This is a genomic window from Streptomyces sp. NBC_00454 (genome assembly GCF_041434015.1).
Lineage (GTDB): Bacteria > Actinomycetota > Actinomycetes > Streptomycetales > Streptomycetaceae > Streptomyces.
The window spans coordinates 6,133,297-6,149,146 of sequence record NZ_CP107907.1 but is presented as its reverse complement, the minus strand read 5'-3'; the positions used below and the strand labels follow the sequence as shown (position 1 = coordinate 6,149,146).

Below are 15,850 nucleotides of genomic sequence, written 5' to 3'. Positions count from 1 at the left end.
GTTCCCTGGGGCTCCGCCCCAGACCCCGCTCCTCAAACGCCGGAGGGGCTGGATTTGCCGCGCAGCGGCATTTCCAGCCCCGCCGGGAAATCTCAGCCCCGCCGGCGTTTGAGGCGCGGGGGTCCGGGGGCTGGCCCCCGGCGACGGCGCCGCGCCCGGCTACGGCTCAGTCGCCCGGGAAGTGGCAGGCCACCTCTCGTGATTCCGCGATCCGCAGCAGCGGACGTTCCACCCGGCACACCGGCTGCGCCTTCGGGCATCTCGGGTGGAAGGTGCAGCCCGGGGGTGGGGAGGCCGGGCTCGGGGGGTCGCCCAGGAGGACGATGCGTTCGCGGCGGCGCTCCGCCGCCGGGTCGGGAAGCGGGACGGCGGAGAGCAGGGCCCGGGTGTAGGGGTGCTGGGGGTTGTCGTAGAGGGACTTCTTGTCGCCGATCTCCACGATCCGGCCGAGGTACATGACGGCGACCCGGTCGCTCACCCGCTTGACGACCGAGAGGTCGTGCGCGATGAACACGTAGGCCAGGCCCAGTTCGGCGCGCAGCCGCTCCATCAGGTTGACGATCTGCGCCTGGACCGAGACGTCGAGCGCGGAGACCGGCTCGTCGGCGATGATCAGCCGGGGGCTGGTGGCGAGCGAGCGGGCGATGCCGATCCGCTGGGCCTGGCCGCCGGAGAACTCGTGCGGGTAGCGGTCGATGTGCTCCGGGATCAGCCCGACGAGGTCCATCAGTTCGGCGGCCCGGCGGCGTGCGTCGGACGCCGACCAGCCCTGGACCAGCAGCGGGTCGGAGATGATCCGGGCCACCGTCTGGCGGGGGTTGAGCGAGGAGTGCGGGTCCTGGAAGACCATCTGGAGGTGGCGGCGCAGGGGGCGCAGGGCCGGCTGGGAGAGCCGGCTGATGTCCTTGCCCTCGAACTCCACGCTGCCGGAGGTCGGTTCGAGGAGTCGGACGATCATGCGTCCGGTGGTGGACTTGCCGCAGCCCGACTCGCCGACCAGGCCCAGGGTCTGACCGGCCGCCAGGTCGAAGGAGACCCCGTCCACGGCGCGCACGGGCGCCCCCCGGCGCCCGGTCGCGGTCCGCTTGCCGGGGAAGGACATCGTGAGGTCGCGTACGGAGAGCAGCGGCCGGTCGGTGACCGCGCGGGCCGTCGCGTCGGCCCTCGTGTCGGTGGTCGTGTCCGAGGTCGTGTCTGAGGTCGGGGTCATCGGGTCATCTCCGCTGCGGTGCCGGCGTAGTGGCAGGCGACCGTGCGCGCCGGCCCGTCCCCGTAGGCGGCGAGCTCCGGCCGCTGGTCTTCGCAGCCCTCGCCCGCCTTCGGGCAGCGGGGGGCGAACGCGCACCCCGGGGCCGGGGCGAGCAGGGAGGGCGGCGAGCCGGGGATGGCCCGCAGCGGCGCGTCGTCCTGGTCGTCCAGCCGGGGCAGCGAGTCGAGCAGGCCCCTGGTGTACGGATGGGCGGGGTCGGCGAACAGCTCGTCCACCGGGGCCTGTTCGGCGGCGCGGCCGCCGTACATGACCAGGACCTCGTGGGCCACCCGGGCCACCACCCCCAGATCGTGGGTGATCATGACGACTCCGAGGCCGCGCTCCTGCTGGAGCCGGGCGATCAGCTCCAGGATCTGCGCCTGGACGGTGACGTCGAGGGCGGTGGTCGGTTCGTCGGCGATGAGCAGTTCGGGTTCGCAGGCCAGCGCCATGGCGATCATCGCGCGCTGGCGCATGCCGCCGGAGAACTGGTGCGGGTACTCCCCCGCCCGGCGGGCCGGTTCCGGGATGCCGACCTCGCCGAGCATGTCGACCGCGCGCCGTTTCGCGGCGGCCCGGCCGGCCCTGAAGTGGACCCGGAAGTGCTCGGCGATCTGCTCGCCGACCGTGTAGTAGGGGTGCAGGCTGGAGAGCGGGTCCTGGAAGATCATGGCCATCTTGCGGCCGCGCAGCTTGGAGAGCTCCTTCTCCGACTTGGTGGTCAGCTCCTGCCCGTCGAGGGCGACGGAGCCGCCGATCTCGGCCCCCCGGTGCAGTCCCATCACGGCGAGGGAGGTGACGGACTTGCCGGAGCCGGATTCGCCGACGATGCCCAGGGTCCGGCCCGCCTCGACGGTGAAGCCGAGGGAGTCGACGGCGCGTACGGAGCCTCGCGGGGTGGTGAAGGTGACGCGCAGGTCGCGCACCTGGAGCAGGGGCGCCTTGGGCGTCTGGGACGGCCGGGACGCTTGGGATGGCAGGGACGTCTGGGGCGGCGGGGGCATCAGTACCTCACCCTCGGGTCGATGACGGCGTACAGGAGGTCGACGGCGAGGTTCGCGACGACGATGAAGAAGGCGGCGAGGAGGGTGACCCCGAGCACGACGGGCTGGTCCGAGCTGACGAGCGCCCCGTAGAACAGCCGCCCGATGCCGGGGAGTCCGAAGATGGACTCGGTGATGACGGCTCCGGCGAGCAGGCCGCCGAGGTCCATACCGAAAATGGTCAGGATCGGGGTCATTCCGGAGCGCAGTCCGTGTTTGACGACGACGGTGCGCTCGGGCATGCCCTTGGCGCGGGCGGTACGGATGTACGGCTCGGCCATCGCCTCGATCATCGAACCGCGGCTCTGGCGGGCGTACATGGCGGCGTAGAGCAGGGCGAGCGCGGTCCACGGCAGCAGCAGGTTGCTCGCCCAGGCGAGCGGGTTCTCGGTGAACGGCTGGTAGGCGGGGTAGGGCAGGAGTCCGGCGATGCGGATGACCCCGTAGATCAGCATCACCGAGGTGAAGTAGACGGGCAGGGAGGCGGCGGCGACCGCTCCGACCATGAGGACCTTGTCGGTGGCGGTGTCCTTGCGCAGCGCGGCGGTGACCCCGGCGCCGAGGCCGAGGACGAGCCAGAGGGCGGCCGCGCCCACGGCGAGGGAGGCGGAGACCGGGAGGCGGTCCATGAGCAGGTCCCAGACGGGCAGGGAGTTCTCGTAGGAGTAGCCCAGGCAGGGGAAGTCGCACTGCACGGCGTACTGGCCGGTGCCGAGGGTGCGGCCGGTGAAGATCCCGGTGAGGAAGTCGCCGAACTGGCTCCACAGGGGCCGGTCGAGGCCGAGGTACGCGCGTACGTCGGCCAGCCGCTCGGCGCTGCAGGTCTTTCCGCAGGCGGCCGCGGCCGGGTCGGAGGGGAGCACGTAGAAGATGAGGAAGGTGACGGCGGCGATGGCGAGCAGCACCCCGGCGAGGGCGAGCACGCGGCGCAGGAAGTAGAGGATCACGTCCGGGCGCCCCTCGGGTCGAGGATGTCGCGCAGGGCGTCGCCGAGGAGGGTGAAGGCGAGCACGGCGAGGAAGAGGAAGAGGCTGGGGATGACGAAGTACATGGGATCGGTCTCGTAGAAGGCCACGGACTCGGCGATCATCTGGCCCCAGGAGGGGGTCGGCGGGCGGACGCCCACGCCGAGGTAGCTCAGGGCGGCCTCGGTGCTGATCATGCCGGGGATGAGCAGGGTGGTGTAGGCGATGACCGGTCCGGAGACCCCCGGGAGGATGTCCCGGGTCAGGATCCGCCAGGAGCTCGCGCCGCCGACGCGGGCGGCGTCCACGTACTCGCGGTGTCTGAGGGACAGGGCCTGGCCCCGCACCACGCGGGCGACGCCGGGCCAGCCGAAGAGGCCGATGACGGCGGTCATGAGGAGGATGCGGTTGACGTCCTTGGCCACGGACAGCATCGCGATCATGAAGATGAGGGACGGGAAGGACATCGTCAGGTCCATCAGGCGGGACAGGACGGCGTCGGTGCGGCCGCCGAAGTAGCCGGCGGCGATTCCGGCGGCCGTGCCCGTGATGACGACGATGGCGGTGGCGGCGAAGGCGATGAGGAGCGAGACCTGGGCGCCGGAGACCACCCGGGCGAACAGGTCGCGGCCGGTGACGGGTTCCACGCCGAGCCAGTGCTCGGGGCTGATCCCGCCGAAGGAGCCCAGCGGCTGGCCGCCCAGGTAGGGGTCGATGGCGGACTTGTCGAACTCCTCCGGGGACCAGCCGCCGAGCGCACCCAGCCAGGGGGCGGTGGCGGCCATCAGGACGAAGAGGAGGACGACGCAGAGGCTGACGCGGACGGCGGGGCGGCGGCGGAGTTCCCGCCGGGCGAGCTGCCAGGGGCTGCTGCCCGGAGGTACCTCCGCGACCGCCGCCGCGTCCTTGGACGGGGCGGCGATGGCGGCGGTCATGATCAGCCCTGGTTCTGGCTCTTGGCGGGGTCCTTGAGGCCGACCGTCGCGTAGTCGATCTGGCCGACCCACACCGGGTGGCCGAAGGCGCCCGCGATGTTGGTGCCGACGAGCAGCGGCTTGCGCTCCAGCAGGACGGGGACGGCCGGGGACTTCTTCATGAGCTCGGCGTCGAGGTCGATCCAGGCCTGGTTGGCCTGCTTGGCGTCGGCCATCGCGTTGATCTCGTCGATCCGCTTCATCGTGGCGTCGTCGCGGAACTGTGAGTAGTTGCCGGAGTTGCCCTTGGCCTTGATGGTGCGGCCGTCGAAGACGAAGGGCAGGAAGGTGGAGCCGGAGGGGTAGTCGGGGCACCAGCCGGACAGGACGAGGTCGGGCGCGGTGGTGGTGTCACCGATGACGTCGTAGTACGCGCCCGGGTCGACGGTGTCGATGACCACCTCGATGCCCGCGCGGCCCAGGCTCTGCTGGACGGCCTCCGCCTGGCCCTTGTCCCCGGTGGAGACGGCGAGGGAGACCTTCAGGGTCTCCTTGCCCGCGGCCTTGAGCAGTTCCTTGGCCTTGGCCGGGTCGCCGGACGGCGCGATCTTCAGCGTGTCGGCCTGCTTGCCGCCGGAGAGGGCCGGGGGCAGGTAGGCGGTGGCGACCTCGTTGAGGGCCGGACCGCCGTCCGCGGTGATCACGGCCTCCTTGTCGATGGCGTACTGCATCGCCTCGCGGACCTTCGGGTCGTCGAAGGGGGCGCGGGAGTTGTTCATCTGGAGCATCTCGGTACAGCCCTGCGACTCGGCCAGCAGCCGCTGCTTGATCTCCGGCTTCGGCAGCACCTTGGGGGCGCTCTCGGGCCGCATGTCGGACCACTGGACGCTGGAGCCGTCGGCGCCCTCGGAGGCGATGATCCGGTCGTCGATCTGGCCGCCCTTGAGGCCCATGACCACGACGAACTTGTCCGGGTAGGCCTTGCGGACGGTGTCCGTCTTGGCGTCCCAGTGCTCGTTGCGGACCAGGACGAGCTTCTTGTCCCGGTCGTACGACTCGATCTTGTACGGGCCGGAGGAGAACGGCCGGGCGTCGTACTGCGTGCCCTTCTCCTGCGCTTCGGGGACGGGCGCGAAGGTGGGGAGGGTGGCGGTGGCGGAGAACTCGGCTACGGGACGCTTCAGTTCGAAGACGATCGTGCGGTCGTCGGGGGTCTTCACGGAGTCGAGGTGCTTGCCCTGGAGCGGGCCCTTGTAGCCGTCGGTGCCGGCCAGGTACTGGGCCGCGTAGTCGGGGCCGCCGGTGAGGTCGGGGGCGAAGGAGCGCTCGACGTTGTACTTGATGTCCTGGGCCCTGATGGCCGAGCCGTCCTCGTACTTCAGGCCCTCCTTGAGGGTGAACGTCCAGGTCCGGCCGCCGTTGGAGGGGGTGCCGAGGTCGGTGGCGAGGTCGGGTACGAGCTCGCTGCCGCCCTTTCCGGGCTCGGCCTTGAAGGTGACGAGGGTGCGGTAGAGGAGGCGGGTGCCGAAGTCCATCGTCGGCATCACCCAGTTGCGGGCGGGGTCGAGGTGGGCGAAGTCCTGGTTGGACAGGACGGTGAGCGTGCCGCCCTTGACGGGGGTCCCGCCGAGGATCTTCCCGTCGTTGGCGGCGGCGGGATTGGAGGCACCACCGCCTCCGGCGGAGCCCTTCTTGGGGTCGGAGCATCCCGAGGCACCGAGTGCGAGTACGGCCACCAGGGCGGTGGCGAGGGCGAGTTGGGTGCGCTTGGTCATGGGTCACTCCAGTGAAGGGCCGCGCTCTATAGTGTGACCGGTAACATAGTAATGTGAAATTGTACTGACAAGGGGTCGGAGCGGCCGTTATCCAGCCGTGTCCAAATCCGAGCGGACGGAGGGGCGTTGGGGCCGCCTATGCTCCCGCCATGGATCCGACACGGCTGCCTGCGCTGCCCGCGCTCGTGCACCTGGCTGAGGTGCTGAAAGGGCTGGCCCGGAACCCTGCCCTCCCGGAAGAACTCGCGGTGCGACTGCTGCCCTACCGGATGGCCCCGCTCCCACTGGCCCGCCGCAAGGGGATTGCCCTGAGCCCGGCCCTGTGCGAGGCGTTCCTGGTGCACGGCGCAGACGAAGCACTCGCGCACGCCGAGGCACTGCCGCCGGAGTTCGCCGCACGGCTGGCCGCCGACCCGGACCCGAAGGTGCGAGCGGCGCGGGCGAAGGTGGAGGCCGCCGGCTACGGACGCCAGGCTCTGCCCGCCGCCGGTCCCGAGGCGGAGCGGACAGCCCTCGCGGGGCTCCCCGACCTGAAGGCCGAGTCCCTGGCCGTGCTGGCCGCAGACGCCGACGCCCAGGTACGCGAGGCACTCGCCCGGGGCGGGGTGGAACTGCCCGAGGACGTCCTGCGAAGGCTCCTCACCGATACCGATACGGCGGTTCGGACCGCCGCCTGTCGACACCGGCCACCCCCCGACCTGCATGCGGCCCTGCTGGCCGACCGGGCTACCCGCAAGACCGTCATACGATTCCTCGACCTGGACCCCGACATGGCGGCAGCCCTGGCAACCGACCCCAACGAGGAAGTACGCGCGGAACTCGCCGCCCACCCAGCACTACCGACGGAGCTGCGGGACCTGCTCGCGCGCGACCCGAGCCCCGACGTCCGGGGGAAGGTCTTCGCCCGCGCCGACACCCCGCCGGAACTCCGCACGGAGATCCACGCGTGGCTGACGGCAGGAGCCCGTCGGTCCGACGAGGACTGGGAGAACGCGGAGGAGGACGACCTCTTCTGCGAAATCGTCCTCATCTTCCTGGACATGGAGCCCTATCCCTGGATCGAGGACGATCCCGTCCCCCACGCCACGTCCCCGTCCCGGGGCATGCGGCGCGCGGCGGCCCGCAGCGATCGGCTGCCGGCCGCACTGCTGAGGCGGATGCTCGCGGACGAGGACCCGACGACCCGCATGATTGCTCTGTCACGAACCCCCGATGTGGACCTCGCCACCGCCGAGGACATCGAGCGGCGCCACGGACGGTCGAAGTTCCCGGAGCGCCCCGCGGATTACTTCGCGTTCCCGCCCGAGACTCTCCGACGGTTCGCCGCCGACCCAGACGCGCGCATGCGCGTCCTCGCCCTGCGCGACCCGGACCTGCCGGCCGCCTTGCGGGAATGCCTGGCGGCAGATGCGGCCCATACAGTCCGGCAGACCGTCGCCAAGGACCCCCGGACAGCGCCGGACACCCTGCTGCGCCTGCTCGGCGACGCCTCGGAGTCCGTGGTGGCAGCCGCCGCCGCCTCGCCCCGGCTGCCGGTGGAGGCGATGCGCGCGGTGCTCGACCTGGCCGCCGCCCGGGGGACGGAGCCGTCGGGCGCGGGCACGCCGTAGCGGAGCCTCCGCCGGGTCAGCCCGTCGAGCCCAGGGCGCCCGAGCCCAGGCCGCCCGGGGTGCGGCCCACCGGTTCGTCGCGGCCCTGGGCCCAGAGGGAGCGGACGTGGCCCAGGTGGCGGGTCATGCAGGCTTCGGCCGCCTCCGAGTCGCCGGTGAGCATCAGGTCGAGCAGCTCGATGTGCTCCTCGGCGGAAGAGACCAGCTTGCCGGCCTCGTCCAGGCCGGTCAGCCCGTACAGGCGGGAGCGCTTGCGCAGGTCGCCGACCGTTTCGACCAGGCGGTCGTTGCCCGCGAGGGCCAGCAGGGACAGGTGGAAGCGGCGGTCGGCCTCCAGGTACCCGATGAGGTTGTGCTCCCGGGCGCTCGTCACGATCTCCTCGGCGATCGGGCGCAGGGCCTCGAGCTGCGCCGGGGTCGCGATCTTGGTGATCCGGCCGATGGTCGGGACCTCGATCATCGTGCGCAATTCGGTGTACTGGTCGAGGTCGCGCTCGCTGACCTCGGTGATGCGGAATCCCTTGTTGCGGACCGGCTCGACCAGGCCTTCGCGGGCCAGGTCGAGCATGGCCTCGCGCACCGGGGTGGCGGAGACGCCGAGCTCGGCCGCGAGGCCGGGGGCGGAGTAGACGCTGCCGGGGCGCAGTTCGCCCGCTATCAGGGCCGCTCGGAGGGCGTGGCCGACCTGATCGCGGAGCCGTTCCTGAGCCTTGATGAGACTGTGCTGCTTCAGGTCACCCATTGCATTTCCTCCGAGACCGCTCACACCATTGGCGTGCGGAGGAACAGCGTACAATGTCACGTTGCGCACGCTTCTCACTGGACGCCGCCTCCTGCGGCCTCGAACAGCGCGACCGCCACAGCGAGATCTTCCCAGGCCATGCCCACACTCTTGAAGAGCTGTGGACAACTCGCCGCCGCGCCGACCGCGAGCCGGCCCGCCACCAACTCGGCCAGGGTGCCCGTGATGTGGCCGGGTCCGATGGCCCCCTCCGCCTCCGGAACCAGCAGGTCCCCCGCCTCGCGCAGGGCCGCAGCACGCGATTCCACGTACACGGCCGCCCGCCTGACCAGGGCCGTGTCCACCTCCCGGGCCTCGGGCTCGTGCGAGCCGACCGCCACGACGGTGGCGCCCGGTGCGATCAGCCGTCCGTCGAAAAGGGGTTCGCGGGCCGTGGTGCAGCAGATCACCAGGTCGGCGTCGGCCACCTCGGCCGCCACCCCCTCCCGGGCCGGGACCCCCAGTCCCCGGGCGTGCGCGGCCAGTTTCCCGGCACCCTCGGCGCTTTTCGGAGATCCCGTGCGCGCCACGACCACCACCTCCGCCAACCGGCGCGTCGCCAGCACCGCTTCGAGGTGCCCGTACGCCTGCGGCCCCGAGCCGAAGAGCAGCAGCCGCAGCGGCCGGCCGTCCGGGACCAGGTGGCGCAGCGCGAGCGCCGAGACCGCCGGGGTGCGCAGGGTGGTCAGCGCCGCCCCGTCGAACAGGGCCAGCGGGTGCAGGGTGGGCCCGTCCAGGAGAAGGTAGGTGCCGGTGATCCGGGGCAGGCCGCGCGCCGGGTTCCCCGGCGCGACCCCCGCGATCTTCACTCCCGCGTAGGCCCCGGCCGCGGCAGGCATCACCAGCAGCTCCCCGCCGCCCGGCACCGCCACGGCCCCGCGCGGCGGACAGCCCTCCGGGTCCAGCCCGGCCCGCAGTACGCCGGCCAGCGCGTCCGCGGCGGCGGCCGGGCCCAGGAGCCCGGCCGTCTCGGCCGCCGAGAACTGCCGGATCCCAGCATTCCGCGTCACAGCAGGAACCCGGTGCCGAGGGCGTCGTACGGGTCCACGGTGAAGGTGTGCTCGCCGGTGCGGTACGCGGCTCCGGTGACCTCCGTGACCAGCCCGGCCGGGGTGGCCGAGGCGACGCGGCCGGTGAACACCGTGCCGGTCACCGACTCGTGCAGCAGGTCGTCCCCCGCCCCCAGCCGCCCGTCCTCGGCCAGCAGCGCGAGCCGGGCCGAGGTGCCGGAGCCACAGGGCGACCGGTCGATCTGCCCGTCGGCGAAGACCGTGACGTTGCGCTGGTGCGGGCCGAAGGGGGTGTCGGGCAGTTCCTCGTAGAAGATCACCCCGTAGACCCCGGAGAGCAGCGGCCCGCCCGGGTGCCAGGTCCCCGGGTGGGTGGCGAGCGCGGCCCGGATCTCCACTCCGGCCCGCGCCAGCGAGGGCAGACAGGCCCGGGTCACCTCCAGGCCGAGGTCCCGCGCCGCGACGGAGGCGTAGCAGGCCCCGGCGTGCGCGATGTCCACCTCGGCCAGGCCCAGGGTGGTGGCGACGGGCACCTTGCGGGCGCTGGTGCGGGCCGGGACGTTGCGGAAGGTGACCCCGGTGGTGCGGCCCCCGGCGCGGTGCACGGTCGCGCCGACCCGCCCCGAGGGCACGTCGATCCGTACGGGCACGTCCCCGTCCGCGGGCGCGGGGACCCGGCCGGTGTCCACGGCCCAGGCGCCGAGCGCCATGGTGCCGTGGCCGCAGGCGGTGGAGTAGCCGTCCTTGTGCCAGAACAGCACCCCGAAGTGGGCCCCGTCGTCGTCGGGCGGCACCACGAACCCCCCGTACATCCCGGCGTGCCCGCGCGGCTCCTGCACCAGCAGCCGCCGTACGTCGTCCAGGGCGCCCCGCCTCGGCGCGGTGCCGGAGCCGCCCGGCCCGATGGCGGTGGCGCAGCGCTCGGCGACGGTGTCGCCGGGGGCGGGGGGCAGACCCCCGGAGAAGGTGTCGAGGGTGTCGACGATCCGGAACGGCTCCCCGGCGGTGTGGTAGTCGGCGGTGCGGACGACGGTGGGCGCGGAGGCCGAGGCCGAGGCCGGGGCGGACTCGGGGGTGGCGGTCACAGCAGGAACCCTCCGGGGAAGGGGTCGGACGGGTCGAGGAAGTACTGGGCGGTGCCGGTGATCCAGGCCCGCCCGGTGACGGTGGGCACGACGGCCGGGATCCCGGCCACGGTGGTCTCGCCGACGAGGCGGCCCGTGAACTCGGTCCCGATGAAGGACTCGTTGACGAAGTCGGTGTCCAGGGGCAGCAGCCCCCGGGCGTGCAGCTGCGCCATGCGCGCGCTGGTTCCCGTACCGCAGGGCGAGCGGTCGAACCAGCCGGGGTGGATGGCCATCGCGTGCCGGGAGCGGTGGGCGTCGGAGCCCGGGGCGGCGAGGTAGACGTGCTTGACCCCGCCGATCGCCGGGTTCTCGGGGTGGGTGGGCCGGTCGTCGGAGGCGTTGATCGCGTCCATGACGGCGAGGCCCGCGGCGATCAGGTCCTCCTTGCGCTCCCGGTCGAAGGGGAGGCCGAGGGAGTCGAGTTCGACGAAGGCGTAGAAGTTGCCGCCGTAGGCGAGGTCGTAGGTGACCGTGCCGTAGCCGGGGACCTCGGCCTTGAGGTCGAGGCCGACGCTGAAGGAGGGGACGTTGGTGAGGGTGACGGCGGTGGCCGCACCGTCCTCGACGAGCACGTCGACGCTCACCAGTCCGGCCGGGGTGTCGAGCCGGACGGTGGTGACCGGCTCGACGACCGGGACCATGCCGGTCTCGACGAGGACGGTGGCGACCCCGATGGTGCCGTGCCCGCACATGGGGAGCAGGCCCGACACCTCGATGAAGACCACGCCGTAGTCGGCGTCGGGGCGGGTGGGGGGCTGCAGGATGGCGCCGCTCATCGCGGAGTGGCCGCGCGGTTCGTACATGAGCAGGGTCCGGATGTGGTCCAGGTGCTCGATGAAGTGGAGCCGTTTGGCGGCCATGGTGGCGCCGGGGATCACCCCGACTCCCCCGGTGATCACCCGGGTGGGCATCCCCTCGGTGTGCGAGTCCACCGCGTGGTAGATGTGGCGCGTGCGCATCGTGCGCTCCCCCTGACTGCCTTGTCGGCGTGTGGGTCGGGGCCTCGGACGGGGCCGGTCGACGTGGTGGCCGAGGCCTCGGACGGGCTGGTCGGCGTGGCTAGTTGAGGCCCTCGGCGAGGGCCTTCTCGGTGGCGGCGCGGACGGCGGCCTCGATCTCGCCGGTCAGCGGGAAGCGGGGCGGGCGGGTGGCGCCGCCGGGCCGGCCGGCCAGGTCCATGGAGAGCTTGATGGCCTGGACGAACTCGGTCTTGGAGTCCCAGCGCAGCAGCGAGTGGAGGGACTTGTAGAGCGGGAGGGCGGTGGCGAGGTCCCCGGCGACGGCGGCCCGGTAGAGGGTGGCGCAGGACTGCGGGAGGGCGTTGGGGTAGCCGGCGATCCAGCCGACGGCCCCGGCCAGGGCCAGTTCGAGCAGGACGTCGTCGGCGCCGATCAACAGGTCGAGACCCGGGGCCAGTTCGGCGATCTCGTAGGCGCGGCGGACGTCTCCGCTGAACTCCTTGACGGCGACGATGGAGCCGTCCGCGTGGAGCCGGGCGAGGAGTGCCGGGACCAGGTCCACCTTGGTGTCGATGGGGTTGTTGTACGCGACCACGGGCAGCCCGGCGCGAGCGACCTCCGCGTAGTGCGCGCGGACGGCGGCCTCGTCGGCGCGGAAGGCGTTGGGCGGCAGCAGCAGGACGGACCCGGCGCCGGCCTCGGCGGCCTGTTCGGCCCAGCGGCGGGACTCGGCGCTGCCGTAGGCGGCGACGCCGGGCATGACGCGGGCGCCGTCACCGGCGGCCTCGACGGCGGTACGGACGACGCGTGCGCGCTCTTCGTCGGTGAGGGTCTGGTACTCGCCGAGGGAACCGTTGGGGACGACGCCGTCGCAGCCGTTGGCGATCAGCCAGGCCACGTGTTCGGCGTAGGCGTCGTAGTCCACGCTCAGGTCTTCCCGCAGGGGTAGCGCGGTGGCGACCATGATGCCGTGCCAGGGGCGGGTGCGGGTGTCCGTGGCGGTGGTGGGCGCGGGGGTGTGCGCGTGGGTCATGAGAGAGCTCCCTAGGGTGATGTGTGACATTTTACTAGCGGGCGCGAGGCGGCCACAAGAGTTGCGGCGCGCCTGATCAGCGTTCGGGGGTGGAAAGTTCGACGGGAAGCCCAGCGGCGGGTTCCTCGGCAAGCCCGGCGGCGGGTTCCTCGGGAAGTCCGGCGAGGTCGCGCAGTGGGACCGGGCAGGACAGCGGCCTGCGGTCGGGCGACGGCTCCTCCCCCGCCAGGGCGGCCACGGCCGGACCGCACATCCGGCCCTGGCACCAGCCCATGCCGGCCCGGGTGAGCAGTTTGACCGTACGGGCGTCCCGTGCGCCCAGGTCTTCGACGGCCTCCCGGATCCGGGAGACCGCGACCTCCTCGCAGCGGCACACGTCGGTGTCCTCGCGCAGCCAGCCGGTCCAGCCGGGGCCCGGCCGGTGCGCGCCGGCCATCGCGGCGGCGAAGGCCCGCAGCCGGGTACGGGTACGGACGAGGCGTGCCGGAACGGGCCGGCCCGCGATCGCGTGGGCGGCGATCTCCCCCTCGGCCAGGGCCAGTTGGGCACCGCCGATCCCGCCGGTCTCCCCGGCGGACCAGATCCCGGGGACCGAGGTCCGCTGGCCGGGGTCCAGCTCCAGGGCGACGGTGCCGTCGGGGCTCTGGAGGGTGGCGCAGCCGAGGCCGGTGGCCAACTCCAGCTGGGGCACCAGCCCGTGGCCCACGGCGACGGCATCGCAGGGGATGCGGCGCGCGGTTCCGGGGACCGGGCGCCAGTCGCGGTCGAGCCGGGCCACGGTGACGGCCTCGACCCGCCCGGTCCCGTGGGCTTCGGTGACGGCGTGCCGGGCGAGCAGCCGGACCCCGTGCCGGAGCAGGGCGCCGCCGTAGGTGGCTCCTTCGGCGAGCTTGGCGGGGTTGCGGAGCAGGGCGGGGACGTGGCGGGCGTACCCGGTGTAGGAGGCGGCCTCCACCACGACGGGCACCCGGGCTCCGGCGGCGGCGAGCGAGCCGGCCACGGCGAGCAGCAGGGGCCCGCTCCCGGCGACGACCACCCGCTTGCCCGGAAGCACCAGCCCGCTCTTGAGCATGGCCTGCGCCCCACCGGCCCCGACCACCCCGGGCAGGGTCCAGCCGGGGAAGGGCAACTGGCGCTCGTAGGCTCCGGTGGCGAGCAGCACCGCGCCGGCGTGGACGGTCGCGGCAGTGGTGGCTTCGGGGTCGGCGTCGGCGTCCAGGCCCTGGCCGACTACGGCGTGCAGGGTCCAGCTCTGCCCGGGGTCCTGCCCCCGGCCCGGGACCACGGTCCAGACGTGGTGGAGCGGGAGGTACGTGATTCTCCCGGCCTCCTCGTGTTCCCGCAGGGCGGCTTCGCGCGAGGCGAAGGCGGCCCACCCGTGGTGCAGGGCTTCGGGGCGGGCCGCTCCGAGTCCGGGCGCCGGGTGGCGGTAGAACTGCCCGCCGGGGCGTTCCCCCGAGTCGAGGAGGACCACGCGCAGGCCGAGGCCCGCGGCCGTCACCGCGGCGGCGAGGCCGGCGGGGCCGGCGCCGACTACGGCGAGGTCGGCGGGGGCGGCCGCGGCGGCGGGGGCCGCCCGGTCGGCCGGGGTGGCCGAGGCGGCGGGGCCGTCAGATGGCGAGGTCGGCATGGCCGGTGCCCTCCTGGGTGGTGACGCGGTCGCCGGGGCGGGCGGGGACGAGGCACGCGCGCTGGTTCGGGCGGTCGTTGACGGTGACCAGGCAGTCGTAGCAACTGCCGATCCCGCAGAACGCGCCGCGGGGGGCTGCGTTCTCACGGGTGGTCCGCCAGGCGAGGATGCCGGCGGACCAGAGGACGGCGGCGATGCTCTGCCCGGCTTGCGCGGGCAGTTCGCGGCCGTCGAAGCGGAGGGTCCAGGTGTCGGTGGGGGCGCCGCCGACCAGGTCGCGGGGCGACCGTCGCCGGGGCCTTGTCGCTTCGTTCATCGTCGTCTGGTCTCCTCTGCCGGTTTCAGTGAGCTGTGTGTGGGTTCGGGTGTGGTGGGCCGGGCTGCGCGTGGGTGCCGCTGCGCGGAGCCTGCCCCTCCCCACCCTTCCACCGTTCCCCGGGCTCTGCCCGGACCCCTGGGGCTCCGCCCCAGACCCCGCGCCTCAAACGCCGGCGGGGCTGGGAAGCGGCCCGTCATTCCGGGGGCTCCCCGAAGCGGGTCGGGTCGAACGGGGTCGGGTCCAGGGGCGGGGGCGAGTCCGTCAGGGCCGCTGCGATCAGGGCGCCCGTCGCCGGGGCCAGGCCGATTCCGGCGCCCTCGTGGCCGCACGCGTGGAACAGGCCCGGCACCCGTGGGTCCGCTCCGATCGCCGGGAGGTGGTCCGGCAGGTACGGCCGGAAGCCGTGGTAGACCCGCAGCACCCGGACGTCCGCCAGGACGGGGAAGAGCGCCGCCGCCTGGGACGCCAGTCGCCGCAGCGCCTGCGTGGACAGGGAGCGGTCGAAGCCCACCCGTTCCCGTGTGGCCCCGATGAGGACGGGACCGGCCGGGGTGCCCTCGACCACCGCCGAGGACTGGAGCGAGGCCGAGCCGCTGGCCACGTCCGCGATGTAGTCAGCGGCGTAGACCTTGTGCCGCACCACCCTCGGCAGCGGCTCCGTGACGAGGACGAACCCCTTCCGGGGCAGGACCGGCAGCGGGATCCCGGCCAGCGCGGCCACCGCGCCGCCCCAGGTGCCGGCCGCGTTGACCACCGCCGGGGCGAGGAGTTCGCGGCGGCTCGTGCGGACCCCGCGCAGTCCGCCGGAGCCGGCGGGCCCCGGGGAGCGGAGCAGGGCCGTCACTTCCTCCCCCAGGTACACCTCGGCCCCGGACGCCGCGAGCAGCCGGGCCGCTGCCTGGGCGGGCTGGACCTGGGCGTCCTGTGGGTAGAGGAAACCGCCTGCCAGGTCCGGTGCCAGGTGCGGCTCCAGATCCCGTAGGTCGCCCGGGCCGACCTCTACCGCGTCGACCCCGGCGGCGCGCTGGCCGTCGGCGAAGCCCCGTAGCGCCTTCACCGTGGCCTCGTCGGCCGCGACGACCAGGCCGCCCTTGGACTCGTACTCGATCTCCTGCGGGAGTTCGAGCGCGAGCTCTCGCCACAGGCCCGCCGACAGCAGTGCGAGGTCCAGCTCGGGGCCGGCCTCCTTGTCGGAGACGAGCAGGTTGCCCTCGCCGGCGCCGGTGGTGCCGCCCGCGACCGGGCCCCGGTCGACGACGGCCACGCAGAGTCCGGCACGGGCCGCGTAGTACGCGCACGCGGCCCCGACGACGCCCGCGCCGATGATCACTACGTCGAGCGGGCGGCTGGGCCGGCTGCTCGGCTGGCGGCTCGGCTCGTGGCTCGGGGAGGGGGAGTGTCTCTTGGGCACGACAGTAATATGTCACATTCTTTA

At 73.3% G+C, this 15,850-nt stretch carries 14 protein-coding genes; 1 reads left to right on the top strand and 13 read right to left on the bottom strand.

The genetic code is table 11. The annotated features are described in order from the left end of the window. Positions 1-166: 166 nt before the first annotated feature. From OHU74_RS28260 to OHU74_RS28240, 5 genes are read right to left on the bottom strand one after another with little or no spacing between them, the layout of a single operon-like run. A complete protein-coding gene (locus tag OHU74_RS28260; protein WP_371618468.1) occupies positions 167-1,210 on the bottom strand; it encodes an ABC transporter ATP-binding protein in 1,044 nt (347 codons plus the stop codon). Further along, positions 1,207-2,253: an ABC transporter ATP-binding protein gene (locus tag OHU74_RS28255; RefSeq protein WP_371618467.1), complete on the bottom strand. Its 1,047-nt coding sequence runs from the start codon at positions 2,251-2,253 to the stop codon at positions 1,207-1,209. The genes OHU74_RS28260 and OHU74_RS28255 overlap by 4 nt, the downstream gene beginning before the upstream one ends. After that, positions 2,253-3,239: an ABC transporter permease gene (locus OHU74_RS28250; protein WP_371618466.1), complete on the bottom strand. Its 987-nt coding sequence runs from the start codon at positions 3,237-3,239 to the stop codon at positions 2,253-2,255. Before OHU74_RS28250 ends, OHU74_RS28255 begins: the two co-directional genes overlap by 1 nt. Next, positions 3,236-4,192, bottom strand: coding sequence for an ABC transporter permease (locus tag OHU74_RS28245; RefSeq protein WP_371618465.1), 957 nt, complete (start codon positions 4,190-4,192; stop codon positions 3,236-3,238). The genes OHU74_RS28250 and OHU74_RS28245 overlap by 4 nt, the downstream gene beginning before the upstream one ends. 2 nt (positions 4,193-4,194) lie before the next feature. After that, positions 4,195-5,946, bottom strand: coding sequence for an ABC transporter substrate-binding protein (locus OHU74_RS28240; RefSeq protein ID WP_371618464.1), 1,752 nt, complete (start codon positions 5,944-5,946; stop codon positions 4,195-4,197). A gap of 149 nt (positions 5,947-6,095) precedes the next feature. Between OHU74_RS28240 and OHU74_RS28235 the strand changes: the two genes are divergently transcribed. Continuing rightward, positions 6,096-7,556 carry a hypothetical protein gene (locus OHU74_RS28235; protein WP_371618463.1) on the top strand — a complete coding sequence of 487 codons (1,461 nt, stop codon included), beginning with the start codon at positions 6,096-6,098 and terminating at the stop codon, positions 7,554-7,556. Between the two features lie 16 nt (positions 7,557-7,572). On the opposite strand, the gene OHU74_RS28230 is transcribed toward OHU74_RS28235, so the two are convergent. The 8 genes from OHU74_RS28230 to OHU74_RS28195 form a co-directional block, all read right to left on the bottom strand. Continuing rightward, entirely contained in the window at positions 7,573-8,298 is a 726-nt protein-coding gene (locus OHU74_RS28230; protein WP_330299127.1) for a GntR family transcriptional regulator, read from the bottom strand. Between the two features lie 74 nt (positions 8,299-8,372). After that, a complete protein-coding gene (locus OHU74_RS28225) occupies positions 8,373-9,347 on the bottom strand; it encodes an ornithine cyclodeaminase family protein (RefSeq protein ID WP_371618462.1) in 975 nt (324 codons plus the stop codon). Then, entirely contained in the window at positions 9,344-10,432 is a 1,089-nt protein-coding gene (locus tag OHU74_RS28220) for a proline racemase family protein (RefSeq protein WP_371618461.1), read from the bottom strand. Before OHU74_RS28220 ends, OHU74_RS28225 begins: the two co-directional genes overlap by 4 nt. After that, positions 10,429-11,433, bottom strand: a complete 1,005-nt coding sequence (locus OHU74_RS28215; protein WP_330299125.1) for a proline racemase family protein — start codon at positions 11,431-11,433, stop codon at positions 10,429-10,431. Before OHU74_RS28215 ends, OHU74_RS28220 begins: the two co-directional genes overlap by 4 nt. 100 nt (positions 11,434-11,533) lie before the next feature. Next, a complete protein-coding gene (locus OHU74_RS28210; RefSeq protein ID WP_371618460.1) occupies positions 11,534-12,466 on the bottom strand; it encodes a dihydrodipicolinate synthase family protein in 933 nt (310 codons plus the stop codon). A gap of 76 nt (positions 12,467-12,542) precedes the next feature. Continuing rightward, entirely contained in the window at positions 12,543-14,096 is a 1,554-nt protein-coding gene (locus OHU74_RS28205; RefSeq protein ID WP_371618459.1) for an NAD(P)/FAD-dependent oxidoreductase, read from the bottom strand. Then, complete coding sequence (locus OHU74_RS28200) at positions 14,077-14,412, bottom strand: (2Fe-2S)-binding protein (RefSeq protein WP_371618458.1); 336 nt, start codon at positions 14,410-14,412, stop codon at positions 14,077-14,079. The genes OHU74_RS28205 and OHU74_RS28200 overlap by 20 nt, the downstream gene beginning before the upstream one ends. Before the next feature lie 196 nt (positions 14,413-14,608). Beyond that, on the bottom strand, positions 14,609-15,745 hold the full coding sequence (locus OHU74_RS28195; RefSeq protein WP_371619832.1) for an NAD(P)/FAD-dependent oxidoreductase: 1,137 nt from the start codon (positions 15,743-15,745) through the stop codon (positions 14,609-14,611). Between the last annotated feature and the right edge of the window lie 105 nt (positions 15,746-15,850).